At 63.7% G+C, this 25,137-nt stretch carries 20 protein-coding genes and 1 pseudogene; 9 read left to right on the forward strand and 12 right to left on the reverse strand.

Annotation, left to right across the window (positions count from 1 at the left end):
- The first annotated feature begins 148 nt into the window (after nt 1-148).
- Entirely contained in the window at nt 149-1,219 is a 1,071-nt protein-coding gene (locus ACNJYD_RS27670) for a glycosyltransferase family 4 protein (protein WP_172783906.1), read from the forward strand.
- Between the two features lie 192 nt (nt 1,220-1,411).
- Here ACNJYD_RS27670 and ACNJYD_RS27675 read toward each other — a convergent pair whose 3' ends face one another.
- From ACNJYD_RS27675 to ACNJYD_RS27690, 4 genes and pseudogenes are all read right to left on the reverse strand, one after another.
- Nucleotides 1,412-2,653: a TRAP transporter large permease gene (locus tag ACNJYD_RS27675; RefSeq protein WP_439367520.1), complete on the reverse strand. Its 1,242-nt coding sequence runs from the start codon at nt 2,651-2,653 to the stop codon at nt 1,412-1,414.
- Nucleotides 2,654-2,959: 306 nt separating this feature from the next.
- Nucleotides 2,960-3,388, reverse strand: a pseudogene (locus ACNJYD_RS27680) (TRAP transporter small permease); the annotation flags it as partial.
- Between the two features lie 149 nt (nt 3,389-3,537).
- A complete protein-coding gene (locus tag ACNJYD_RS27685; RefSeq protein WP_439363885.1) occupies nt 3,538-4,563 on the reverse strand; it encodes a DctP family TRAP transporter solute-binding subunit in 1,026 nt (341 codons plus the stop codon).
- A 196-nt stretch (nt 4,564-4,759) separates the two neighbouring features.
- Nucleotides 4,760-5,530: a methyltransferase domain-containing protein gene (locus tag ACNJYD_RS27690; protein WP_212254747.1), complete on the reverse strand. Its 771-nt coding sequence runs from the start codon at nt 5,528-5,530 to the stop codon at nt 4,760-4,762.
- A gap of 183 nt (nt 5,531-5,713) precedes the next feature.
- Here ACNJYD_RS27690 and ACNJYD_RS27695 point away from each other — a divergent pair, with 183 nt between their 5' ends.
- Nucleotides 5,714-6,457, forward strand: a complete 744-nt coding sequence (locus tag ACNJYD_RS27695) for an SDR family NAD(P)-dependent oxidoreductase (protein WP_212254746.1) — start codon at nt 5,714-5,716, stop codon at nt 6,455-6,457.
- Between the two features lie 146 nt (nt 6,458-6,603).
- Nucleotides 6,604-8,346 carry a SulP family inorganic anion transporter gene (locus tag ACNJYD_RS27700; protein ID WP_172783901.1) on the forward strand — a complete coding sequence of 581 codons (1,743 nt, stop codon included), beginning with the start codon at nt 6,604-6,606 and terminating at the stop codon, nt 8,344-8,346.
- 183 nt (nt 8,347-8,529) lie between these two features.
- On the opposite strand, the gene ACNJYD_RS27705 is transcribed toward ACNJYD_RS27700, so the two are convergent.
- The 5 genes from ACNJYD_RS27705 to ACNJYD_RS27725 all read right to left on the reverse strand — a co-directional run bounded on the left by ACNJYD_RS27705 (nt 8,530) and on the right by ACNJYD_RS27725 (nt 13,803).
- The gene (locus ACNJYD_RS27705; RefSeq protein ID WP_246570620.1) at nt 8,530-9,147 is read right to left on the reverse strand and encodes a DsrE family protein; all 618 of its coding nucleotides are present in this window, start codon (nt 9,145-9,147) and stop codon (nt 8,530-8,532) included.
- Nucleotides 9,148-9,171: 24 nt separating this feature from the next.
- Nucleotides 9,172-9,801, reverse strand: coding sequence for a hypothetical protein (locus ACNJYD_RS27710; protein ID WP_439363886.1), 630 nt, complete (start codon nt 9,799-9,801; stop codon nt 9,172-9,174).
- Entirely contained in the window at nt 9,798-10,832 is a 1,035-nt protein-coding gene (locus tag ACNJYD_RS27715; protein ID WP_439363887.1) for a TAXI family TRAP transporter solute-binding subunit, read from the reverse strand. The genes ACNJYD_RS27710 and ACNJYD_RS27715 overlap by 4 nt, the downstream gene beginning before the upstream one ends.
- 62 nt (nt 10,833-10,894) lie before the next feature.
- Nucleotides 10,895-12,523 carry a hypothetical protein gene (locus ACNJYD_RS27720; RefSeq protein WP_439363888.1) on the reverse strand — a complete coding sequence of 543 codons (1,629 nt, stop codon included), beginning with the start codon at nt 12,521-12,523 and terminating at the stop codon, nt 10,895-10,897.
- Between the two features lie 968 nt (nt 12,524-13,491).
- A complete protein-coding gene (locus ACNJYD_RS27725) occupies nt 13,492-13,803 on the reverse strand; it encodes a hypothetical protein (protein ID WP_212254743.1) in 312 nt (103 codons plus the stop codon).
- A gap of 169 nt (nt 13,804-13,972) precedes the next feature.
- Between ACNJYD_RS27725 and ACNJYD_RS27730 the strand changes: the two genes are divergently transcribed.
- Complete coding sequence (locus ACNJYD_RS27730; RefSeq protein WP_172783897.1) at nt 13,973-15,016, forward strand: medium chain dehydrogenase/reductase family protein; 1,044 nt, start codon at nt 13,973-13,975, stop codon at nt 15,014-15,016.
- A gap of 88 nt (nt 15,017-15,104) precedes the next feature.
- On the opposite strand, the gene ACNJYD_RS27735 is transcribed toward ACNJYD_RS27730, so the two are convergent.
- On the reverse strand, nt 15,105-16,106 hold the full coding sequence (locus ACNJYD_RS27735; protein ID WP_439363889.1) for an ABC transporter substrate-binding protein: 1,002 nt from the start codon (nt 16,104-16,106) through the stop codon (nt 15,105-15,107).
- Nucleotides 16,107-16,528: 422 nt separating this feature from the next.
- The gene (gene cax, locus ACNJYD_RS27740; protein WP_172783895.1) at nt 16,529-17,632 is read right to left on the reverse strand and encodes a calcium/proton exchanger; all 1,104 of its coding nucleotides are present in this window, start codon (nt 17,630-17,632) and stop codon (nt 16,529-16,531) included.
- Nucleotides 17,633-18,061: 429 nt separating this feature from the next.
- Here cax and ACNJYD_RS27745 point away from each other — a divergent pair, with 429 nt between their 5' ends.
- The 3 genes from ACNJYD_RS27745 (at nt 18,062) to ACNJYD_RS27755 (ending at nt 20,485) form a co-directional block, all read left to right on the forward strand.
- Nucleotides 18,062-18,493 (forward strand): pyridoxamine 5'-phosphate oxidase family protein, encoded by a 432-nt coding sequence (locus tag ACNJYD_RS27745; RefSeq protein ID WP_212254740.1) that lies wholly within the window; start codon nt 18,062-18,064, stop codon nt 18,491-18,493.
- Between the two features lie 12 nt (nt 18,494-18,505).
- Nucleotides 18,506-18,781, forward strand: a complete 276-nt coding sequence (locus tag ACNJYD_RS27750; RefSeq protein WP_439363890.1) for a hypothetical protein — start codon at nt 18,506-18,508, stop codon at nt 18,779-18,781.
- 315 nt (nt 18,782-19,096) lie between these two features.
- Nucleotides 19,097-20,485 (forward strand): MFS transporter, encoded by a 1,389-nt coding sequence (locus ACNJYD_RS27755; RefSeq protein ID WP_439367521.1) that lies wholly within the window; start codon nt 19,097-19,099, stop codon nt 20,483-20,485.
- A 4-nt stretch (nt 20,486-20,489) separates the two neighbouring features.
- On the opposite strand, the gene ACNJYD_RS27760 is transcribed toward ACNJYD_RS27755, so the two are convergent.
- Nucleotides 20,490-22,094, reverse strand: a complete 1,605-nt coding sequence (locus ACNJYD_RS27760; protein WP_271502862.1) for a B12-binding domain-containing radical SAM protein — start codon at nt 22,092-22,094, stop codon at nt 20,490-20,492.
- 340 nt (nt 22,095-22,434) lie between these two features.
- Here ACNJYD_RS27760 and ACNJYD_RS27765 point away from each other — a divergent pair, with 340 nt between their 5' ends.
- Together ACNJYD_RS27765 and ACNJYD_RS27770 are read left to right on the forward strand one after the other, a co-directional pair.
- Nucleotides 22,435-22,884, forward strand: coding sequence for a (2Fe-2S)-binding protein (locus ACNJYD_RS27765; protein ID WP_212254737.1), 450 nt, complete (start codon nt 22,435-22,437; stop codon nt 22,882-22,884).
- Nucleotides 22,885-22,896: 12 nt separating this feature from the next.
- Nucleotides 22,897-25,083, forward strand: a complete 2,187-nt coding sequence (locus tag ACNJYD_RS27770) for a molybdopterin cofactor-binding domain-containing protein (protein ID WP_439363891.1) — start codon at nt 22,897-22,899, stop codon at nt 25,081-25,083.
- Nucleotides 25,084-25,137 lie beyond the last annotated feature (54 nt).

Genomic DNA, 25,137 nt, shown 5'->3' on the forward strand with positions numbered 1-25,137 from the left:
GCAGCATCGCGACGGTCCCCCGACGTGTCGAATATGTAACGTTTGGGAGAAGGAACTTCGCAGGTGCGGGAACGTTCCCTCGTCTGGCATTGCCGGTGCCGTAAAAGGTGGGGGTTTCAACATTCATGATCGCAGAGGAGATGGTGAGATGCGCATCGCGCAGGTAGCTCCGTTGACGGAGGCTGTTCCACCCAAGCTGTATGGCGGCACCGAGCGGGTGGTGCATTGGTTGACGGAAGAGCTGGTGGCCCTGGGACATGACGTGACGCTTTTCGCCAGTGGCGACTCGCAAACATCTGCCAAGCTCGATGCATTATGGCCGCGGGCGCTACGGCTCGACGGTTCCGTGCGCGATCCCAATGCGCTGCACATGGTGCTGCTGGAGCGGGTGCGGCAGAAATGTGACGACGAGGAGTTCGACTTCCTCCACTTTCACCTCGACTATTATCCCTGGTCGTTGTTCCACCGCCAGCCGACCCCGTTCGTGACCACGCTGCACGGCCGGCTCGATCTTCCCGAGCATCAGCCGGTCTTCAACACCTTCTCCAAGATGCCGGTCATATCGATCTCCAACGCGCAGCGGCGGCCGGTGCCGCAGGCGAACTGGGTGACGACGATTCACCACGGCCTGCCGGAGAAGCTGCTGACGCCGAAGCCGGCGAAACAGGAATATCTCGCCGTGCTCGGCCGCATCGCACCCGAGAAGGGCGTCGACCGCGCCATCAAGATCGCGACCCATTGCGGCATTCCGCTCAAGATCGCGGCCAAGGTCGATCGTGCCGACCAGGATTATTACGACGAGCTGATCCGGCCGATGATCGAGAACAATCCGCTGGTGGAGTTCATCGGCGAGATCAGCGATCACGAGAAATCGGATTTCCTGAGCGGCGCGCTCGGCCTCTTGCTGCCAATCGACTGGCCGGAGCCGTTCGGCCTCGTCATGATCGAAGCCATGGCGTGCGGAACACCCGTCGTCGCCTTCAACCGCGGCTCGGTGCCGGAGATCATCGACGAGGGCCTCACCGGCTTCATCGTCGAGGATGTCATCAGCGCCGCAGGCGTGGTGAACCGGCTTTCGCAGCTCGACCGCACCGCGATCCGCAAGCAGTTCGAGACGCGCTTCACCGCGCGGCGCATGGCCCTCGACTATCTCGCCGCCTATCGCAGCCTGACCGAGGCCAAGGCGCCGCGGATCAAGCTGGTGAGCAGCGCGGAGTAGGGGCTGCTCTCACCTCAAGGCACAGTGTCATGCCCCGGCTCGACCGGGGCATCCAGTACGCCGCGGCGTCTCGGCTCCATCGCGACCGTCTCTGGGATACTGGATCGCCCGGTCTTCGCCGGGCGATGACAGCGAGTGTGCGGAGAGAGATGAGAGAAAGAACGGGGCACGAGCGCCCTATCGCTCGCCTCGCTACATCCCCAATAGCCGCGGCAGCCACAGCGACAGGCCGGGCCAATAGGTCACCACCACGAGGAAGCCCAGCATCGTCAGCAGCCACGGCCACACTGCGACCGTGAGCTCGGTGATCCCCATCTTGGCGATGCCCGAGGCGACGTAGAGATTGAGGCCGACGGGCGGATGGCAGAGGCCGACCTCCATGTTGACCGTCATCAGGATGCCGAAATGAATCGGGTCGATGCCGAGCTTGACCGCGACCGGAAACAGGATCGGCGCCATGATCAGGATGATCGAGGACGGCTCCATCACGTTGCCTGCCAGCAGCAGCAGCAGGTTGACGAGCAATAGGAAGCCGATCCAGCCCAGGCCCTGGTCGATCATCCATTGCGCCAGCGCCTGCGGCACGTTCTCATACGTCATCAGGAACGAGAACAGCACGGCGTTGGTGATGATGTAGAGCAGCATCGCCGAGAGGTTGGCCGATGACAGCAGCACGCGCGGCACGTCGCGCAGCTTCAGATCCTTGTAGATGAACACCGCCACGATGAAGGCGTAGACCGCGCTGACGGCGGCAGCTTCCGTCGGCGTGAACAGGCCGCTGTAGATGCCGCCGATCACGATCACGATCAGGAGGATGCCCCAGATCGACTTGCGGAACGCATCGAAGCGCTCGTACAGCGTCGCCTTCGGCATCCGCGGATAGTCGTTGCGCCAGGCGCGATAGAACGTCGTCATGCCGAGTAGCGTGGCGAGCGCAAGCCCCGGCACGATGCCGGCGATGAACAGCTTGCCGACCGAGCTGTTGGTGGAGACGGCGTAGAGCACCATCGGGATTGATGGCGGAATCAGAATGCCGAGCGACCCCGAAGTCGTGATCACGCCCGCGCCGAACCGCTTCGGAAAGCCTTGCGCGACCATGGCGGGCAGGATCACCGATCCGATCGCAACGACGGTCGCCGGCGAGGAGCCGGAGATCGCGGCAAACAGCGCGCAGGCGACCACGCCCGAGAGCGCGAGGCCGCCGTACCAATGGCCGACCAGCGAGGTCGCGAAGCTGATCATCCGCCGCGCCACGCCGCCATGGGTCAGGAAGTTGCCGGCGAGGATGAAAAACGGGATCGCCATGATCTCGAAATTCTCGATGCCGGTGAACAGCTTCAGCGCAACCGATTCCGTTCGCACATCGGTCAGCGTGAACATGAAGCTGAGCACGGTGAGACCGAGCGCGATCGAAATCGGCATGCCCGTGAGCATCAGGGAGAGCAGCAGCGCGAACACGATGAGGACGCGCAAGCCTTGCGGCAGTGTGATGATGTGGCCCGCATGCGCGAAGCACACGGCGACGATCAGCACCGGCAGCAGCATCAGGATCCAGCCGAGCGGGCTGCGCTCGTCCCGGACGACCTGGGTGGGCGTGACCGGCGCCGGATGCACCGGATCCGCCTCGACACCCTCGACGCCCGCCATGTCGTGATGCGGCAGCTCGCCGGTGCGGTGGAACGACCAGGCGACCTGCAGGAAGCGGAAGCACATCAGGCCGGAGCCGAGCGGAATGGTGAGATACACCATCCACATCGGCGCTTCCAAATCGTTGGATTGCTGGCCGGTCTGCCACATCTGGCTGACGAAGGCGGCGCCGAAATAGCCGACGATGGCGGTGAAGAGCGCGCCGCAGAGCAGGCCGAAGGTGATGACGCGGCGGCGCGAGCCGCCGGGCAGGATGTTGACCAGCACGTCGACGCCGACATGGATGCCGGTCCGCACGCCATAGGCGGCGCCGAACTTCGCCATCCAGATGAACATGTAGATGCAGAGCTCCTGCGCCCAGGACAGGTCGAGCGCGGCGAGCCAGGCGAACGTCGCGCGCGCGGGCACTGCGAGGAAGGCGAGGTTGCGGGCTTCCGCCCATTTGGCGATGTCGATCGACAGCCCGGCGCCGTAACGGTGCAGCACCGCAACGAAGATGAGCGACGTAGCAGCCGCGATCATGGTCGCGATCAGCCATTCCTCGAGATGATCGAGAAAACGATTCAGCACACGCAGCAACTTGGTCCCCCTGGATTGGATCCTTCAAGCGCAACGGCCGGGAGCGCGATCACCCCCGACCGTTGATCGTGTTGTTGTTGGGGCGCAGCCCGTCAGTTCATCTTGACGTCGAGTTCCTTGGCGAGGAGATCGAGCACCTCCTGCCCGACCCGCCCCTTGGCCCATTTATAAGTCGGTTGCATCGCCTCCTGCCAGGACTTGCGGTCGGCCTCGGTGAGATAATGCAGATTGGTCTTGCCGGTCTTCTTGATCTCGGCCAGCGCGTCCTCGTTTTCCTGGCGCGCGATCGAGTTGGTGTAGTCGGTCGCCTCTGCCATCGCCTTGTCCAGCTGCGCTCGGATATCGGGCGGCAGGCCGGACCAGAATTTCGAGTTGACGATGACGGCATATTGCAGATGCGCGTGATAGGACACGGTGATGTCCTTCTGCACCTCATAGAACTTCTGCGTCAGATAGTTCGACGCCGTGTTCTCGCAGCCGTCGACCACCCCGGTCTGCAGCGCCTGGTAGACTTCCGAGAACGCCATGATCTGCGGGATCGAGCCCATGATACGGAGATATTGGTCTGCGACCTTCGATCCGGAGATGCGGAATTTAAGCCCCTGGAAATCAGTCGGCTTCAGCAAGGGGCGGTTGGCGGAGAGCATGTGAAAGCCGTTGTCCCAGTAAGCGAGGCCGGTGATGCCCTTGGCCTCCAGCTTCTGAAACAGCCACTTGCCGACCGTGCCCTTCATCGCGTTGGAATAGGTCACGTCGTCCTTGAACAGCCAGGGCAGGTCGAGCGCCTCGAATTCCTTGATGCCGAGCGGCGCGAATTTCGCGGTCGAGGGCGCGAGCATATGCACCGAGCCGAGCTGGAGCGCCTCGATCTCCTCCTTGTCCTTGTAGAGCGTGGAGTTCGGATAGACTTCGACCTTGACCTTGCCGTCGGTGTATTTTTCGGCGAGCTCCTTGAACTTCAGCGTGCCCTTCCCTTTCGGCGTGTCGTTGGCGACGACGTGGCTGAACTTGATGACGATCGGGCCCTGGGCTTGGGCGATGGCGGGAGCCAAGAGAGGAGCCGAGAGAGCAGCGAAGAGAACAGCCGCGGCGCCGACCGCGGCAAGCAGCTTGCGCATGAACGTACCTCCCAACAACCTCTAACCGGGTTCTTCTTGTTTTTCAGGCCAGTAGTGGCAGCAATCCGCCAGCCGAACAACTAGACCTAAGCCCAATTTGCCGCAGCCAAGCTAACGTGGCGACCGCCAGATGCGCAAGCCGCTGCCCGCGCGAGTCCAAGGGGACGATCGCTTATGCCGCATTGCGGGAGTGCCATCAGCCCTTGCGCTGCGCGACCATGAAGAGGCGGCGGAACGGGAACAGCGTCTGCCCCGCCGCATTCTTCGGATAGGCCTTTGCGACGCGCATCCCGTAGGCGGCTTCGAACGCGGCTTTCTCCTCGCCTTGCAGAACGTCGAGATAGCGCGTCAGCCAAGTGCCCTTGGTCCATTCCTTCACGGGGTTGTCGCCTTCGAGCACCTGCAGATATTCAGTCTCCCAGATGTCGATGTTCGCCGACATCGGCGCGAGCAGGTCGTGATAGAAGGCCGGCCCTTCCACCGGGGGCGGTATGACGAGATGCTCCACCTTGGACCGCCATGGGCCGTCGAGCGCGGTCTCGCCGATCAGCACATGCGAAGGCGCGAGGAAATTGCGCGGCATCTGCACCGCGAGCATGCCTCCTGGCGTCACCTTCTCCATCAGCGACGGAAACAGTGCTGCGTGATTGGGCAGCCAGTGCAGTGCGGCATTGGAATAGATCAAGTCGTACTGTCCGGCGGGACTCCAATGGCCGAGATCTTCATGTGACCATTCCACGTCAGGGGCGGCCTTGCGTCCCGCCGCAACCATCTCGGCCGAGCCCTCGACACCGGTCACGCGCGCCTCAGGCCAGCGCTCCCCGATCAATTTGGTGACGTTGCCGGCGCCGGCGCCGAGATCGGCGATCGCGCGCGGGGCAAAATCCGGTATCCGCAGCAACAGGTCGACGGCGGGCCGGAGCCGATGGCCGGAGAACTTCAGATATTGCTGCGGATCCCAGACCATCCTTCGACGCCCTTGTTTTTCGTATTTCCTTCGCCAAGGCTTTTTTCCTTAAAAAAAGACTCTTGTCCTTCGGCAAGCCTCTTGGTTACCACTGCTCATCCCGGTCGGGCAATTCGCAAGCCCGCCGGACAGGGCAGGAAACAAACAGCAAAAAGCAGGCAACGACCAAGAGAGCGTGCGACCATGGATCTCGGGCTCACATCGAAAACCGCTGTCGTCACCGGCGCGAGCATCGGCATCGGCCGCGCCATCGCCAAGGGCCTCGCCGCCGAAGGCGTGCGTGTCATCGGCGTGGCGCGCCGCACCGATCTCCTCGCCGAGCTGGTGAAAGAGGTCGGCGGCGGGTTGATCATCCCGTTGGCGCAGGACGTGATGGCCAAGGACGCCGCCGAGACCATCGCGGCCTTTGCCGTGAAGGAGCTCGGCCATGTCGACATCCTCGTCAACAATGCCGGCGGCAGCCGTCCCCTGCCCGTCGATGCGCCCGACAGCAAATGGGACGAGGCGATCGCGCTCAACTTCACCAGCTACCGCCGCATCGCGCATGCACTGCTGCCGCAGATGATCGAGCGCAAATGGGGCCGCATCGTCAACATCACCGGCAAGTCGGAGCCGGAGGGCCTCAATGCCGCTTTCGCCGCCAAAGCCGCCGTGCACGCCTGGGCCAAGGGGCTCTCGCGCGAGATCGGCAAGCACGGCATCACCATCAACTGCATCCCGCCCGGCCGCATCATGAGCGAGCAGATCCGCCGCAACTACCCGCCGGATTACCGCGAGCGCTTTGCCGAGGAGGAGATCCCGGTCGGCTATTGGGGCGAGCCGGAAGATCTGGCCGCACTCGCGGTGTTCCTGGCCTCGCCGGTGGCGCGGTACATCACGGGCACGGTGATCCCGGTGGATGGAGGACTGCGGCGGTATCAGTTCTAGGACCGCACGCTCTTCATGCACGTCCCAAGCATTGCTGCGCCGCGGAAGGGTCGAGGCATCGACAACGTTGATTTGCGTCAAGCGAGCGGTCGAGCGGTTGCGAGATCCTCGCGCGCTATCGGCGAACCGACACGAGAGTGCGCGCGGTGAACGGTTGGACGCGTTGGGTGCCCGGGATCAACACGCTTCGCCACTACGAAGCTGATTGGCTTCGGCATGATGTATTCGCAGGTCTCGTGCTGGCGACCATGCTGGTCCCGGTCGGGATCGCCTATGCCGTCGCGTCTGGACTGCCGGGCATCCATGGCCTCTACGCGACCATCGTCCCGCTTCTGGCCTACGCGATGTTCGGTCCGAGCCGCATCATCGTGCTCGGACCGGACTCGGCGCTGGCCGCCGTCATCCTCGGTGTCATTGTCCCCTTGTCCGGCGGCGATCCGGTCCGCGCGGCCATGCTTGCCGCGATGATGGCGCTCGTTTCCGGAGCGGTGCTCGTTGTCGCGGGCATCGCACGGTTGGGGTTCGTGACCGAGCTGCTGTCCAAGCCGATACGGTACGGCTACATGAACGGGATCGCGCTGACCGTTTTGATCAGCCAGCTGCCAAAGCTGCTCGGCTTCTCGATCGAAAGCGAAGGACCGCTGAGAGACCTGTGGGCGATCGCCGTTGGGATCGGCGATGGCAAGATCAATTGGGCCGCATTCGCAGTCGGACTTGGCACGTTGATGGTCATCCTGCTGCTCAAGGACAACAAACGACTGCCGGGAATCCTGATCGCCGTCGTCGGAGCGACGCTTGTCGTCTCACTCCTCGACCTGGGAACCGGTTACGGTGTGAAAGTCCTGGGGCCACTCCCCCAGGGGCTGCCGGCCTTCTCCATCCCCAGGATCGGCTATAGCGATCTGATCCCCGTGCTGGCCGGCGGCTGCGCCATCGCTCTGGTCTCGTTCGCCGATACCAGCGTGTTGTCGCGAACCTATGCTGCTCGCTTGGGCGACAAGGTCGATCCGAACCAGGAGATGGTGGGTCTCGGCGCCGCCAACCTGGCAACCGGGTTTTTTCAGGGCTTTCCGATCAGCAGCAGCTCCTCGCGCACGCCCGTTGCCGAAGCGGCCGGCGCCCGCACCCAACTCACATGCGTCGTCGGCGCGCTTGCGATCGCGTTCCTTCTGTTGGCTGCGCCAAACCTGTTGCAGCACCTGCCGAATGCCGCCTTGGCGGCGGTGGTGATCGCAGCCGCGATCGGTCTGATCGAGATCGGCGACCTCAAACGGATCTACCGGATCCAGCGCTGGGAATTCTGGTTGACCGTGCTCTGCTTCGTCGGCGTGGCCGTGCTGGGCGCGATTCCGGGAATCGGCCTCGCCATCGCGGTGGCCATCGCCGAGTTTCTGTGGGACGGCTGGCGTCCACACTCCGCGATTCTGGGGCGGGCGCACGGCGTCAAGGGCTATCACGACATCACGAGATATCCCGATGCCCGCCTGATACCCGGACTGGTCCTGTTCCGCTGGGACGCGCCGCTGTTCTTCGCCAATGCCGAGTTCTTCAAGGAGCGTATTTTGGCCGCGGTCGAAAAATCGCCGACGCCCGTGCGCTGGCTGGTCGTCGCCGCCGAACCGGTCACGAGCGTCGACGTCACCGCCTGCGATACCGTTGCCGAACTGGACAAGGCGCTGCACGCCAGGGGCATCGAACTATGCTTTGCCGAGCTCAAGGATCCCGTGAAGGACAAGCTGAAGCGATTCGGGTTGTATGCGCAGGTCGGCGAAGCCCAGTTCTTTCCGACCATCGGCTCGGCGGTCTCGAGCTATCTGGACATCAACAACGTCGAATGGGAGGACTGGGAAGATCAGGTCAAGGTCGGTTCGCAGCCCGTCGGATTGTAGAGCGAAAGCGAAACCGATCGTCGGAGCCGAGATGTCCTGCCAAAGCGGAATGGCTTTGCGTCGAAACGGCTGCCGCGGCCTCCCCCGCTTGCGGGAGAGGGAGTGCACCTCCGTCGGCGCAGCGATCAAGCCTCACGCCATCATGCTCCAGCCGCGCATCCGATGGCCCCATACCGCCGGACCTCAGGGCTTGACGTAGCTCCAGCCCTGTTCCTGCAGCTCCATGACGCGGACGACACCCGATTTGACCACCGTCGCCTGAGGAATCAGATTGATGTCCTTGCTCTCCGCCTTCCGCATATTGTCCTGGGTATTGCCGCAGGCTTTGAAGGAGATTTCGGGATTGCTCATCGCGAGCACCTCGATGCGTGGCTTTACCGGCGAGGTATCATCGCGCAGCATATGAAGACCCGGACCAAAGGTTACGATCTCGATCGACACTGGTTCACCGAGATCGCGGTAATATTGAGCGACATTGCTCGCATTGTTGAGCGTGAGGTTCATCATCGCGGGGTCGTTGGAATTGACCTGCAATATCAGCTGATGCGGCTTTTTGGCGATCTCGGCCTTTGTCGCCTGAGCCATCGCCGCCCTGGTCGCAGCGGTTTGCTTGCCCGTGCGAGTCTGTCCCGGCTTGCTCGCCTGCGCCTGTCTACTCGGTTGTTTCGGATCGCTTACTTGATTCGTCGCGCTCGAGTGCGGATTCAACTGGTTGTCCTGCTGCGCCTGCACGCTTGGTACGACCAGAAGCACCATCGCCAGGCCGCCGATCGCTGCCATCGCCAACTTCGGATTGATCATCTCGTGTCTCCCGTTCCCTGACCATCACCTTCCTGGTCTGGCGACGCTATGTGGCCATTTGCATGCAGCCGCCATTCTCTTGCGCACGCTCCCAAATCCGCTGAGCAGGAATTGTCCGTCTTGCACCTGACCAGTGCGGGCGAACAGGCGCACAACGACGTGACCGTCGTCGGGTAGCGCGTTCAGCAACTTTACGACGTCGCCCCCGAAAGCGACGCCGGAGCCGAATGACGGCGACGCTGCCGCGAGTTGCGTTGGCGTGTCCGCATTCAGCCGAAAGGAGATGACGTATTCGTTGGCGCTCCGTGACAGCGCCGGTCCGGCGACCGTGACTTCGGTGCGGCCTTTGCGGCAGTGGATTGCGAGCTGCATGGCGGCTCCATCGGAGCCGCCGACAGAGGATGTGGTGGCGGTGACGATCGGCGAATAGTCGACCGGCGAGGTGGTCTCGCTGACCAGCCAGTTATCGTCCGACACCCGCCGGGCAAGCGGTGACAGCTTGCGTGATGACTCTTGAAGACATTCCAGCCGGGCCGATCCGTCCATTCCCGAACAAGCCCGAAGTGCTTCCATGGAATCGCTCGCGCTTTGCGCGTAGGCAATTCCGCAGGCAACGTTGAAGACGACGGCGAGCGGGGCAACGGCAGTGTTCATGGCTTCGCCTGGGCGCTGCGCGCCTGGCGATCCAGCCATTCCTGCGCTGCCTGGAAGCGGGTCAGCCCCGGGATGGTTGCGGCAAGATTGATCGACCGCCATTTCGGATCAAAGCCTGGTGCCTGCAGGCGGTCGATCCGCGAGAACAGGTAGTCGACGAGGCGCGCCACGCGTTGATAGCGATTCGAGCCCGGCCGCCAGTTGAACGCAACGAGCGCTGTCGGCACCGCGATGGTCGAGACCCGGTCGCCCTGCTTGATCAGATTGGGATACTCGATCGCGTCCAAGGTCGCGGGCAGATAATAATCCTCGAATCTCCTGTCGTAGTGGACCGGGAGAAACTTGAATCCGGCCTCCCAACGACCGCGTACGAAGGCATCGACGGGCTTCGACGTGATGAACACGACGGCCGACATCTCACCCTTGCGCATCTGTTCCAGGGCAAGCTGATGCGGAATGAACGTCTTGTCGACGTCGATGCCGAGGCGGCTGAAGATCAGCGGTCCGGAATAGGCGGCTGCGGTGCCCTGGGTATTGAAGTTCACTTTCTTGCCGGCAAGGTCCTGCAGGCTCGTGATCTCCGGCCGTACGAAGATGTGCAGCTCGGACGGGAACAGATTGAGCAGGTAGGTAATGCGGCTTTGGATCTGCGGAACCTGAAGCTTGTACTCGTCGAGCGCATCGGAATTGATGATCGCGGTATCGACACCACGCAGATAGAGCAGCGCGTTCAGATTGTCGGTGGCGCCCCGGGTGACGATCGGCAGCAGATGCAGCTCTGCTCCGTCGTCGACGACACGGGCCATTTCTGCGGCGAGACGAATCGGCGCGCCCTCGAGCAGACCGCCGGCGAGCCCGACGGTCCAGGCGTTCATCCGGTCCTTTTCTCTCTCCTGAGGGAGCGGCCCTCGTGCATCCGCCTTGGCGGGTCTTGCGGTCTGTGCTTCCAGGCAAGCCGGTTGAAGCAGCACGGCAATCGGCACCAGCGCGACGAGCAGGAGCGACGAGAGCGACCTTGGCACCTTGTTCATGTCGTTCCTTTCCGGATGACCCACTGCAACCACTCGTCCCAGCATGAATGCAAAGCCCACGCTCAGTGATGCAATGCATCCAGTCGTTCCTTGGCTCCGCGGATGCCGCTCCTCTGTGCCTTCGCGTAGAGCTCTCGCGCCTTGGCCGCCTCGCCGCGCGTTCCATAGGCCCCCCAAGCGGACAGAACCGCGGGATCATATGTCTCCGCGAGCATGAAGGTCGCCTGCGCGATGTTCTTCTCGGCAGCGAGCTCGAGGACAATCCGCGCTGCACCGATATTGCCCTGATCGAGCAACGCTCTGGCACGCGGGATCAATCGGGCCTCCACTTCGTCCTGGCCTGGACTCGTCGGCGGCTCCGCTGCGGTCACGTTCTGCGCCGTCGATGGAATCGGACCGTCGTTTCTTTGCGCAACCGGGGCGGGCTCATCGGTGAGGCGCGATACCGAGGCGAGGCTTCTCTCCCTGGCTTCAGTCCTGCTCCGCTCCTGGTGCAGCGACTGCCGCAATTCGGCGATCTCCCGGTTCGCCGCCTGTCTCTGCTGCGAGGCTGCATCGTTCGCCTCGCGCAGATGCTCGTTCAGGGTTTCGATGTCTCCGCGCATTTGCGCAAGTTTGCCCTCCAGCGCGGCAGCGTGAGCCTGGGCCTCTTCGAGCGCACGGCGTTGGTGCTCGGCGTTTGCCGTTGCCGACCGCGCAGCGTCCTCCTGTTGTGCGAGGGCTGCGTTCTTGTCGCGCTCCCGCTGCAGGGACTGCCGCAATTCCGCGATCTCCCGTCCCGCCGCCTCGCTTTGCTCCGCCGCCGCATTGTCGGCCGTAGCCGATCCGCGAGCCATGCCGGCCAGCTCGCTCGCGAGCGCCGCGGCGCGTGACTGCGCATCGTAGCGTTCTTGCTCGGCGCTTGCCGCTAGCGCCTGCGCGGCGCTCACTCGCTTCGCCTGGACGGCGCTCTTCTCCCGCTCCTGCTGCAGGGACTGCCGAAGTTCAGCGATCTCCCACGCCGCCGCATCTCTCTGCTGCGTGGCCACCTCGTCCGCGTCGCGCGCCTGCGCGATACGGGCCTCGATTTCGCGGCGGGTTCCGGCAAGTTCGTCCGCGAAGGCGGCGCCGCGGGCCTGCTCCTGTTGAAGAGACTGCCGCAGCTCCTCCGCGGCAATTTCCGCCGCGTGCGTGCGCTGGACCGCCTCGTCAAGCTCGCTGCGCGCGCCGGCCAGCTCACCGGAGAGCGCGTCACTGCGCGGAGCGTCGGCGTCGAGCCGTTGTCGAGGTCCCGCCGTGCTTGCCGAGACCGCCTGCACCAGGACCTCGGACGTTTCGCTCTGAAGGAATGCTAGCGATCCGGTCCCGATGTCCGGCCGCTGGTCGAGGCCGGCGGCGCTCCCGCCGTCAATGCGTGTCATTTCGAGAGTCGTTTGTGCCTTGAACGGGTCGAAAGCACCGAGCAGGGTCACCCCAATGAAGATGAGGGGGACCAGAACGACAGCCGCAACGAGCGAACTGCCCGATGTTGCCTCCTCCGGATCGACATCCTGGGTCTCAGGATCCAATGGGGTCGGTGAAAAGCCGATCGGCGAGCCGTCCTTGGCTACCCATCTGCCCGTCTCGAGCGACCCGTGACCGAGCTCCCCCGCCGCGTCTTCTATCCGGGTGTTTTCTCGATCCCTGGGTGCAGTATCGATTGATCGGCGCATGCATTACGCCTCTCTTGCGGCGCGGCGAGACGTCCAAATTAAATATAATAATTAACTGAAATACATATAATTTCGACGGTATTCAAGAGTCAAATTAAATATGCTCGTCGATGCCGTTATACGGCTCAATACATCGCATGGAATATAGGGCTGGCGCCCCGAATCTGCGTATCTGACCATGTTCTCGTCGCGTCTCGGCATCGAGGAGTGACCATGCGCATTGCATTGCCGTATTTGGGAATTGGCGTCTGTTTGTCTGTTGCTACCTGGTTGGCGCTTGGGCTTGTGCTCTAGCAGCGGTTTACCGCAAACGAGTTCGGAATCGACTTGGGACGGTCCCCCGAAATCACCGCTCCAACGGCGGTTTGACCTTTGGCTTGTCCGACCGCGTCGGCCACGTCTCCTCCCGCGCGTTGTCGACCCAATTCACACCTTGTGAATGAACCTGTGTTATAGTCATTAAGACTATAGGTTTGAGCCATTCTGTTTTGTCTGTTTTGTCGCCCAAGTCGGTCATTTTCTTAAAGGTCACAGTTTGGGGCGCGTCATGAGTACTCATGGTCAGTGCGACCGTATTGCGATTCTGCGTCAACGTGTTTCGTCTCTCAGCTCTCAACTGGCAGAGCTTCAGAACCTTCGTATCCGCCTGGAAAAAGCTCAGGAAAGACGAATCCGCAGACGTTCAAAGGTCACAGCTACCTCGGCGAGGCGACGCCGATCTTGGCAGTAGGGGCGCCTCGACAGCCCAAGCCCGCGGGCGGCGGCGATCAGGCCGGCGAGAGCGAAGCGCACCCATCGACAACGTTCGCCGCCAAGCCTGATCGGCTTCGCAAGGACTCTACCTATCCAACGCGCTGACCGAACTTCAACAAGGGGTCCGACTTCGGTGCCGGGCCAGCAGGTGACATCGGTCGTGCAGCAAGAGACCGCCCGAAGGCGGTCTCGTAGGCGCGAGCGAAGGCGCTCCTTCAAAGATCAACCTGGACGGCAACATTGGAGCGCACCCAGTCCGATTGCCCTGCCTTCAGCCGCTTGGCTTGAAATTCAACGAAAGCCGGATCGGCGCCCAGTGACGCCAAGGTGCGACCATAGGCTTCGACGCTATCAAAGCGGGCCACGAAGGCGTAGTTCCCGATCTCGCCACCGATCACCGACCAATAGCTGACATCGGCCCCGTGTTTCCTCCAGAGTGTCGCGCCCTCTTTTGCCAGCTGTAGGACCGTCGCAAGATCGCTACCGGGCCTTGGATGCGAAACGAACTGCATAATGACTGCAGGCATATTCCCCTCCAATGATGAATGATGGCGCCAGACAACCTGGTTTGGTCATTTGGCCCGAGGAGAATTCCAAGCGGTGCACGCTCAAGCTTGATCTGGATCAATCCACTGTTCAAGCTCGACTGCAGTCTGCCTCCCTTGCGCTGAATTGCGGCATTGCATGGAGATTGCCATGATGGAGCAGCGCAATCGAGTTGTTCAGGTCGGCAGCTTCGGTGATCCCGAGACGCTGGAGGTTGTCGACGGTCCCCTGCCGAACGCTGGCCGGGGCGAGGTGCGCGTTCGCGTGCTCGCATCGAGCCTCAACTACACCGAGGTGCTGATCAGGCGCCACTTATACCCGCAAACGATGCGCCTCCGGCCGCCGTTCGTGATGGGCTACGACGTCGTGGGAGCAATCGATCAGCTCGGCGAAAGCGTGCGCGACTTTCAGATCGGCGACCGCGTGGCCGACATGACGGTGGTAGGATCAAACGCCGAGTATCGCACGCTTCGGGCCAACGACCTGACCCGCGTGCCCTTGGGCGTGGACGCCGCTGAAGCGGCCGCTCTGATCTTGAGCTGGACCACCGCCTACCAGCTTCTGCACCGCGCGGCCAAGGTGCGGCGAGGCCAACGTGTGCTCGTCCATGGGGCCGCCGGCGCGGTCGGCCAGGCTCTGCTCGTGCTTGGGAGACTGGCCGGCCTCGAGCTGTGGGGCACCGTACGCGGCGAGCACATGGCGCTCGTCCGAAACCTGGGGGCAGCGCCGATCGACTACCAGCATGAGGACTTCACGCGGATTCTGCCGGGTGGATTCGATGTCATCGTCGACGGCGTCGGCGAAGACGGCTATCGCCGCTCATACGCGGCGCTCAAGCCCGGCGGCCTGCTCTGTGCCATCGGCTTTTCGGCGAGCGTGCAGGCACAGCGTCGGATGCTCCCTGTCATGATGGAGATCGCGCGACTGTACCTGTGGAGATTGTTGCCCGGTGGCAAGCGAGCCCGCTTCTACTCGGTCAATGCCATGCGGGCGCGACATCCCAGCTGGTTCAAGGAGGACCTGGAGCAACTGTTCGGGCTGCTGGCAAGTGGTGCCATTCGGCCGCGCATCGCCGAGCGGATCTCCTTCGAGGAGGTCGCCGATGCTCACCGTCGCCTCGAGGCTGGCGGTCTCGAAGGCAAGCTCGTGCTTTGCCCGGATCTCTCCTCGCGACGAAGCCAGCGCGCCGTCTGACACGACGGCACGGTGCACCCCACCGGCGCGACATCGAAGCCGCGCTCGCACGCGAACCCGCTTCGGTGCAGGAAGGCTGGTGGGCTGCTCATTCGATCACCTCGTCGGCGACCAGGAGAAAGTCTCGACCAATCGACAAGCCAAGCGTCCTGGCCGTTGCAAGATTTATGACCAGCTCGAACTTGGTCGGCTGCTGTATCGGCAATTCGGCCGGCTTTGCGCCTTCGAGAATTCTGGCCAGGTAGCTGGCGGTGGCACGCGACAAGTCAGGCAGGTTGACGCCGTAGGAAACCAGGCCCCCCAGATCCACTGCCTCTCTGGCGGCGTAGATCGCCGGCAGGCGGTTCTTCTCGGCAAATGGCACAATCCGCGCGTACTGGCTGTACAGCATCGGGCTGGGAAACAGGACGAGGCCATCGGCGCGCGCCTTGGCCAAGTCCGCGAACGCGCCTTCGAGATCGGCAGGACCGTCCGCCGACACAAGCTGAAGCTTGGCTCCGAGAGATTGAGCGGCACTCTCGATTTCGTTCAGCATCCCCTTCATCGTGCGCTCACCGTATGCCCGGGGGTGCCACAGCACGACGACGCGCGAAAGACCTGGAACGATCACCTTGAGCAATTGAAGCCGTTTGGACACCAGCTCCGGGCCAAGAAATGTCGTCCCGGTAACATTGCCGCCCGGCCGCGCCAGGCTGGAAGCGAGCTCGTCCTCGACGGGATCGGCCATGCCGATGCCGACAATGGGAACGGTGGAAGTCGCTTTCCTGGCGGCGCGGACAGCCGGGGTGGCCAACGCAACGATTGCGTCGACCCGTTGCGCCACGAATTCCTGTGCGAGCTCGCTGAGCTTGTCGGCATCGCCGTCGGCGAATCTGCGGTGAAATGCGACATCCTTTCCTTCGGCATAGCCGAGCTCACGCAAGGCCGGGACAAACGCATCGAGCGTCTTCAGACTTGCGTCGGATTTGTCGCCACGGCCGAGCGAAAGGACGCCAATCTGGCGAAGCCTGGTCAATTGCTGAGCATGAGCTGCGAACGGCCACGTGGCAGCCACACCCCCGATGACAGTGATGAACTGGCGCCGTTTCATGGGGCCCTCGGCCAAAGCACGAAACATCGTACAGACAAAGGGCGACGCCATGGAAGTGCAATCGGGCCGGGGAAAGCCCGCTTCGGGCCCGGTGCCCAACACGATTGCCGTGCCGAAGAAGCGGCGCTTCGCCTCTGAATCCCACTTGCCCCTGTCAGGCGGACGCGTGCCTCGCCACGCCTCAAATGCTTGATCCAGATCAAGCCCGTCACGGCAGCGCCACACCGGAATAGGCCGGATGGCCGCGCAGTGGGGCTATCGCGGCTATGGCTATCGCGGCCTCGGTTATGGCTTGGCCGGCGCCGTCGGCGGCGGCGCGATCGCGCGAGGATTGAGAAGCGCTTTCGCTTCTTCGGAGAATGGCTCGCCGAGAGCCGCCATTCTCCAGCCAACCAATTCAACCGGTGACGCGAAAGCCACCTTCATCCCTGGCCCGCCGGCGGGACCACGTACAGCGTCAGCGCGAACACCGCATAGATGAAGATCATCAGGGCGCCGACGAACCAGGCCGAGCGCCCGCTGGCCGTGATGAAGGCCGACGTCACCGTCGCGATCATCACCATGGTGACGGCCCCCGGCCAGAACTGCAGGTCCATCGGCTTCGGCCCCACCACATAGCTGAGCAGCACCAAAGCGGGTGCGACGAACAGCGCGATCTGGGAAGCGCTGCCGAGCGCGATGCTGACGGCCATGTCCAGCCGGTTCTTGCGCGCCGCGGCGAAGGCCACCGCAAATTCGGCGGCGGCGCCGACCAGCGAGACGACGATGAAGCCGACGAAGGCTGGGCTCATTCCGAAGGTTTCCGCCGCCTTCTGCACCGATTCCACGAAGATCTCGCTGACCAGCGCCACCAGCACGGTGACAACCAGCAGCGTGCCGACGGCTGTTCCGATCGGCCAGTGCGCCTCCTTGTCGTCCTCGCCGTGATCGGCGCTGGCGAACAATTCCTTGTGGGTTCGAAGCGAGAACAACAGGCCGAGCCCGTAAGCGAGGATGAGCAGGATCGAAATGCCGAGGCTGAGCTTGTTGAGGATGCCCCCGCCCTGCGGCAGGTGGTCGAGTTCGGCAACCGCCGACGGCGCAAGCAGGGCAACGGTCGCCATCAGCAACAGGCCGGACGAAAGCCGCGCGCCGGCGCGGTTATACTCCTGCACGTGATAGCGCAGGCCGCCGAGCAGCAGGCAGGCGCCCAGCATGAACACCGCGTTGGTGACGATCGCACCCGCGATCGAGGCCTTCACCAGCATGTACTGGCCTGCGCGCAGCGCCGCGATGGCGATGATCAGCTCGGTCAAATTGCCGAGGGTTGCATTGAGCAATCCGCCCACGGCATCGCCTGTCTTCGCGGCGACCGCCTCGGTGGCGTGGCTGAGCAGCGCCGCCAGCGGCACGATGGCCAGCACCGACAGCACGAACAGCAGCGTGTGAGAATGCGGCGCCACCGCCTCGGCCACCAGCACGATGGGCACGAAGGCCAGCATCCAGAGCAAAGGGGTATTCCGGATTTCCCTGAGCAGGGTCTGCATGTGGGCCGCCCTTCCATCGATGCGCTGATAGGAGAGTCCGGCGCGTTCGCCGCACGAGTCTTGATCTGGCTCAACGAGAAGGGATTAGAGGCGCCACCGCATGGCCAGAGGCGATGCTCAGGCCCGAGGCACGACGAGGATCCGTCCCCAGGTCATCGGGCATCAGGATGGCAGGGCTCGCGCCAACTGCAGCGCGGATTGGACACCGTCTTCCAGGATTTGCCGTGCCCTGGCGCGGTCGGGCACCGCTCGCGCGAATTGCAGAATGCCCACGATGAGACCGAAGATGGCCAATAGCGGTATCGCCGACGCATGTTCGTGAGACCGGCTCGCGATTCACCAGCTGATATGTAGGCACGTACCCCATTCCATCCTTCTGGGAACACGGGCCTGATTCCGCAGTTGCTCCAGCTCACTGGAGAAAAATTCATGCCCAAGACATCGCTCGCCGAGATCGCCAAGGACATGGCCGGCATCGACATTGCCATTTTGTCGACCCACACCGAGAACGGCGAGATCGCCAACCGTCCCATGAGCAACAATGGCGACGTCGCCTATGACGGCACCTCGTACTACTTCACCTACGAACAGGCGCGGACGGTGTCGGATATCCAACGCAATCCGAAAGTGGCGCTCGGATTTTCGTCGGAAGCGGGCCTTTTCTCGAAGGGGACCTACGTGGCCGTCGAAGGGACTGCCGAACTGATCCGGGACAAGGCGGCCTTCCAGCAGCACTGGACGAGCGATCTCGACAGATGGTTCGACGACGGGGTCGATACGCCGGGCATCGTCCTGATCAAGGTCAAGGCCAACCGCGTGACCTATTGGAAGGGTCGTGAAGAGGGTGAGGTCGAGCTCTGATCGGAAAGGATCGTGAGGCGGATTCTTGAGTGGTTCTTCCGGAGCCGCGAAACAGGCGCCATCACCATCGCTCAGTGGCCCAATCTCGTTCTATGGATCGTGATCGTTGCGGCCGTTCTGCTTTGGCTCTGGCCGTCTGCCGGCAAGGCCAGCATCGGCTTGACGGTCGTCGTGAAAGGCGGACTCATCATGTGGGGCGCCGATGAGATCCTCCGCGGCGTGAACCCTTGGCGACGCTGCCTCGGCGCTGCCGTGGTGCTCTATGTGCTCGTGACGCTTTTGCGGTGAAGGCTGCTGTCCAGGCGCTCCGTCACGATAGCATCCTGCCAGTGTTTTGCCCGACGGGTCAACTTGATCGCGGCTGCTACCGCCGTTTGCGACACGGCGGGAAAATGCCTTGTCGATCAAAGGGCCTCCTACTGTGCATGGGGTTGTTTTTCGACTTTTTTGTTGTGGCCTCGCCCTGCGCACGCAGCGCGAGCCGCATCGCCTGACCTTCGCGCATACTCAGCATGCAAGCTTGCGCCTGTGGAAGCCGGCGCCTCCGTAGTACATGCCGAACATCCGACCATGGCTACGCCGCCGGAGCAGCGCGCCACGAAAATGACGATCACGTTACCTGCCGCCGCGCGCGATCCCGACCATCCCACCGCCGACGGCCTTCCGGCGACGCAGCGGCGCTGGGCGGTCGCGGCGATCTTCACTGCGCTCGCAATGGCCTCGCTCGACACCGCGATCGCAAACATCGCCCTGCCCTCCATCGCCGCCGACCTGCACGTCACGCCGGAGCAGTCGGTGTGGGTGGTCAACGTCTACCAGATCGCGCTGGTGGCGACGCTGCTGCCGCTGGGGGCGCTCGGCGAGATCGTCGGGCACCAGCGCATCTATCTCGGCGGCCTGATCCTGTTCACCATCGCCTCGCTGTTCTGCGCGGTGGCATGGTCGCTCGACAGCCTCCTGGTGGCGCGCACCCTGCAAGGCCTGGGGGCGAGCGGCATCATGAGCGTCAACACGGCGCTGGTGCGCTTCGTCTATCCCGGCCGCATGCTCGGCCGGGGTTTCGGTCACAACGCGCTCGTGGTCGCGACCGCCTTCACCTTCGGGCCCTCGATCGCCTCCGCCATCCTGGCGCTCGGACCGTGGCCGTGGCTGTTCGCCGTCAACATCCCGTTCGGCCTCATCGCCATTGGCATCGGCTTTGCGATGCTGCCGAAGACCCCGCGCGCCGATCACGGCTTCGACTTGCTCGGCGCGATCCTGGCCACCGCCTGCCTCGGCCTGTTCATCACCGGCATCGGCAGCGCCGCGCACAATCTGTCGCCAATCGTTGTCGGCATCGAGTTGGTCATCGCCCTCGTGCTTGGCGTGATCCTGACCCGCCGCCATGCCGATCATCCCGCGCCGATGCTGCCGATCGACCTGTTCGCCAGGCCGATGTTCGCCCTGTCGGCGGCAACGGCCGTGTGCTCCTTCGCAGTCCAGGGGCTCGCCTTCGTCTCGCTGCCGTTCTATTTCGAGGACGTGCTCGGCCGCTCGCAGGTCGAGACCGGCTTCTTCATGACGCCGTGGCCGCTGGTGGTCGGCATCATGGCGCCGATCGCAGGCCGTCTCTCCGACCGCCATGCCGTCGGCCTGCTCGGCGGCATCGGTCTCGTGCTGCTCGGTCTCGGCATGGCGCTGCTGGCGGCACTGCCGGCCAATCCCGCGATCCCTGACATCATCTGGCGAATGGTGATCTGCGGCATGGGGTTCGGCTTCTTCCAGGCGCCGAACATGAAGGCGGTGATGGCAAGCGCGCCGGCTCACCGCAGCGGCAGCGCCTCCGGCATCGTCGCGACCGCGCGCCTGACGGGGCAGACGACCGGCGCGGCGCTCGCCGCCGCCTGCTTCGCGCTCGCAGGTCATGACGGCGCGACACTGGCGCTGGCGCTCGGCGCGGGCTTTGCCGCGCTCGGCAGCGTGATGAGCTTGCTGCGGCTCGCGGTGAAGTAAGCCGTCAGGCCGCCGTCACGCCGACGGCCACCGGAGCGACGGTCTCGTTGTCCAGCGCGGCCAGGCGCTCGTCGATGGCCGCGATGACCTTGCGCGAGTACGGTCCGAGATGTGCATAGGCCGCGATCATCTGCACGGCGATGCGCGCCGACGACGTGTCGCGCTTGGCGCAGTTCATGAAGGTCTGCCAGAGCGGCGCCCGCGCCTCGGGAAGGGCGGACACCACCTTGTGCACGGTCTCCATGGCGCCGAGCTTGGAGCGGATATCGCCTTCGGCAAGCTCGGAACGCTGCCTGGACCGGTCGAGCAGCGTCATCAGGCGATCGACGCGTGCTGCGTAGGCGGCCGGGCTGTAGACGTGCTCCAGCACCCGCTTGTAGTCCGTCAGGATGTCGCGCAACGGGCGGACCGGATCGAAGTTGATGCCGGCCGTGCACTGATCGGCACCGATGGTCGGCGCCACGTCGTGGCCCGAATGCAGCCGGCCTTCGCGCTCCAGCCGGCGCGTGAGCTGCGTGTTCGGCAAGGCATAGAGCAGGCCGACCATGGCCACGGGGATAGCCGCCTCCTCGATGAACTCGATCATCGACTCCGCCATCGAGACCTTCTCGTTGTCGAAGCCGACGATGAAGCCCGCGGTGACGAGCATGCCAGCGGCGTAGATCTTGTGGATGCTCTCGGCGATGTTGCGCCGCGTGTTCTGCTTCTTGCGCATCGCGACCAGCGTCTCGGGGTCCGGACTTTCGATGCCGACGAAGATGCCGAAGAAATTGGCCGCACCCATCAGCTCCAGGAGCTCCGGATCGTCGGCGAGGTTGACGGAGGCTTCCGTGGAGAATTCGAACGGATAGCCGTGCGTGCGCTGCCATTCGGCGAGCTTCGGCAGGAATTGCCGCAGCGACTTCTTGTTGCCGATGAAATTGTCGTCGACGAAATCCAGATGGCCGCGATAGCCCATCTTGTAGATCGTCTCGAGCTCGACGAACATCTGCTCGATCGTCTTGGTCCGCGGCACGCGCCCGTAGAGCTCGATGATGTCGCAGAACTCGCAGGTGAAGGGACAGCCGCGCGAATATTGCACCCCGAGATAGAGATAGTCCTCGAACTTGAGCAGGTCGAAACGCGGCACCGGCGTCTTGGTGACGTCGGCCTGGAACTTCGGTGCAGTGAAGACGCCGGACCGCGCGCCACTCTCCCAGGCCGCGATGAAATCGTCGATGACGCTCTCGGCCTCGCCGAGCACCCGGAAATCGGCCCGCTCGTAGATGTGGGGGCTCGAGGTCGGATCTGGTCCGCCGACCACGACCGGCTTGCCCGCGGCGCGGCAGAGCTCGATCAGGCGCAATGTGTCGGCCTGCTGGGGCAACATTCCGCCGGTGAACACAACGTCGGCCCAGGCGAGATCCTCCTCGCCGAAGGGCGCCGTGTTGCAATCGATCAGCCGGACCGTCCAGCTCTCGGGCAGCATCGCGGCAACGGTGATCAGGCCGAGGGGGGCGGCCGGGCGCTTGACACCCAGCACTTTGCAGGATTCGCCGAAGGTCCAGAAGGACTCTGCCGAGAACAGCGGGTAGAGCATCAGTACGTTGCAGGGACTCGGCACGTTCATGGAACTCCTTTTGCGTCGGCGCAGTGTACCAAAGCGCCCGCGACTTGCACCCCGGCAAAAGAGACAAACTGTCGCCGCTGCGCAAGCCGCGCAGGGCCCTGGAACCGGCCTTCGCAGCCGGACGTCGCCTCAAGCCACGGATTGACGCCCTCGGAATAAGGCGTCAACCCGAATCGATTGCGAAGGGATGAGCCAAAACGGCGTCCCGGTCCATACTCCAGAGCGACACGGCCATGCGTCCCCGCCACCCCTCGGACTGTTGATTTGAACCGTTCCAGTTTGCCGGACAGATTGCGCCCCTGAGTTCAATCGGTGGATTGGGCCAATCAGGGGACTTGCGATGGCAAACCTAACAATCAACGGAAAAACCTTCACGCTCGACGTCGAGCCGGATACGCCGCTGCTCTGGGCGATCCGCGAGAATGCCGGCCTGACCGGCACCAAGTATGGTTGCGGCATTGCACAATGCGGCGCCTGCACGGTTCACCTCGACGGCGTCGCGATGCGCTCCTGCGGGATCTCGGTCAGCGAGGCCGAGGGCAAGAAGATCACCACTATCGAGGGGCTCGCCTCTGGCAATGCGCTGCACAAGGTGCAGGAGGCCTGGATCGCCCAGGACGTGCCGCAATGCGGCTATTGCCAGAGCGGCATGATCATGGCGGTGGCCGCGCTCTTGAACGAGAAGCCGAAGCCGACCGACGCCGACATCGACGAGGCCATCACCAATATCTGCCGCTGCGGCACCTTCCAGCAGGTCCGCGAGGCGATCCACACGATCGCGAGCGCGTAAGGAAATCCTCACATGAACAAGCATATCTCGCCGCGGCTCAATCGCCGCGCCTTCGTCATTGGCACGGCCGCGGTCGGTGCGGGCCTCGCCATCGGCCTCGACCTCCCCTTCGGCGGCCCCGCCGTGGTCCGCGCGGCCGACGGCTCGCCCGAGATCGGCGCCTGGGTCGTGGTCAGGCCGGACGACACCGTGGTGATTCGCATCGCCCGCTCGGAGATGGGCCAGGGCTCGCTGACCGGCCTCGCCCAGCTGGTGGCCGAGGAGCTCGAATGCGACTGGACCAAGGTCACCACCGAATATCCGACGCCGGGCCAGAGCGTCGCCCGCAAGCGCGTGTGGGGTGATTTCTCCACCGGCGGCAGCCGCGGCATCCGCTCCTCGCAAGACTATGTCCGCAAGGGCGGCGCCACCGCGCGCGTGATGCTGATCCAGGCCGCAGCCGACGCCTGGAAAGTGCCGGCCTCCGAATGCAAGGCCGAGAACAGTGTCATCACCCATACGCCGTCGGGCCGTACCACGACCTACGGCAAGGTCGCCGAGGCTGCGGCGAAACTGACGCCGCCGGCGGACGTCAAGCTGAAGGATCCGAAAGACTGGAAGCTGATCGGCAAGGGCGTCAATCGGCTCGACACCGCCGACAAGACCACCGGCGCGATGGTCTACGGCATCGATGTCAAGCTGCCGGGCATGCTGAACGCCGCGATCAAGGATTGCCCCGTGTTCGGCGGCAAGCTGAAGAGCTTCGACGAAGCCAAGATCGCCGGCATGAAAGGCGTCAAGAAGGTCGTCAAGGTCGGCGACACCGCGGTCGCCGTCGTCGCCGACACCTGGTGGCACGCCAAGACCGCGCTCGAGGCGCTGCCGATCGTCTGGGACGAAGGCGACAACGCAAAGGTTTCCAGCGAGTCGATCGCGAAATGGCTGGCGGAGGGGCTCGACAATTCGCAGCCGGCCTATGTCGGCAACAAGAACGGCGACGCCAAGGCTGCGATTGCCGGTGCCGCCAAGAAGGTCGAGGCTGTCTACGCCTATCCCTACCAGAACCACGCCACCATGGAGCCGATGAACGCCACCGCGCTCTACACCGCGGACAAATGCGAGGTCTGGTGCGGCACGCAGAACGGCGAGGCGGCGTTTGCAGCGGTGCTGGAAGCGTCCGGCCTGCCGGCCGAAAAGTGTGACGTGCACAAGGTGATGCCAGGCGGCGGCTTCGGCCGGCGCGGCCAGACCGACTATGTCCGCCAAGCCGTCATGATCGCCAAGCAAATGCCGGGCACGCCGATCAAGCTGTTGTGGTCGCGCGAAGAGGACATGGCGCACGGCAGGTATCACCCCATCACCCAGTGCAAGATGACCGGCGCGTTCGATGCCAACAACAATTTGATCGCCCTGCACTACCGCCTGTCTGGGCAATCGATCCTGTTCTCGCTCCGCCCCGAAGCGTTGCAGAACGGGATGGACCCCGCGGCATTCCAGGGCGTCGCCCAATCCGGCGAAGCCGCGTTCGGCTATTCGGTGCCGAACCTTCTGGTCGAGCATGCGATGCGCAACCCGCACGTCCCGCCCGGCTTCTGGCGCGGCGTCAACGTCAATCACAACGCGATCTACATGGAATGCTTCATGGACGAGCTCGCCCAGGCCGCAGGCCAGGACCCGCTCGAATTCCGCCGCAAGCTGATGGGCAACCACCCCAAGCACCTTGCGGTGCTCAACGCGGTTGCCGAGAAGATCGGCTGGACCACGCCGGCGCCGCAAGGCGTCTATCGCGGCATCGCGCAGGTGATGGGCTACGGCAGCTATGTCGCCGGCGCCGCAGAGATCTCGGTGACCGATGGCAGCAAGATCAAGGTGCATCGCATCGTCGCCTCCACCGACCCCGGCTACGTCGTCAATCCGGCGCAGGTGGAGCGACAGGTCGCCGGCTCCTTCGTCTATGGCCTCTCCGCGCTGTTCTACGGCGGCTGCACGGTGAAGGACGGCAAGATCGAGCAGACCAACTTCGACACCTACAATTCGATGCGCATCAACGAGATGCCGAAGGTGGAGACGGTGATGGTGCCGAGCGGCGGATTCTGGGGCGGCGTCGGCGAGCCGACCATCGGCGTCGCGGCCCCGGCGGTGCTGAATGCGTACTTTGCCGCGACCGGCAAGCGCATCCGCCAGGTGCCGCTGCGCGACCAGAACATCACCTTCGCGTAAAGCATGATCAGGAAAAGTGTGGAGCGGTTTTCCGAAAAGGTCATGCTCAAACGA

The organism is Bradyrhizobium sp. SPXBL-02 (assembly GCF_051853065.1).
Taxonomy (GTDB): Bacteria; Pseudomonadota; Alphaproteobacteria; order Rhizobiales; family Xanthobacteraceae; genus Bradyrhizobium.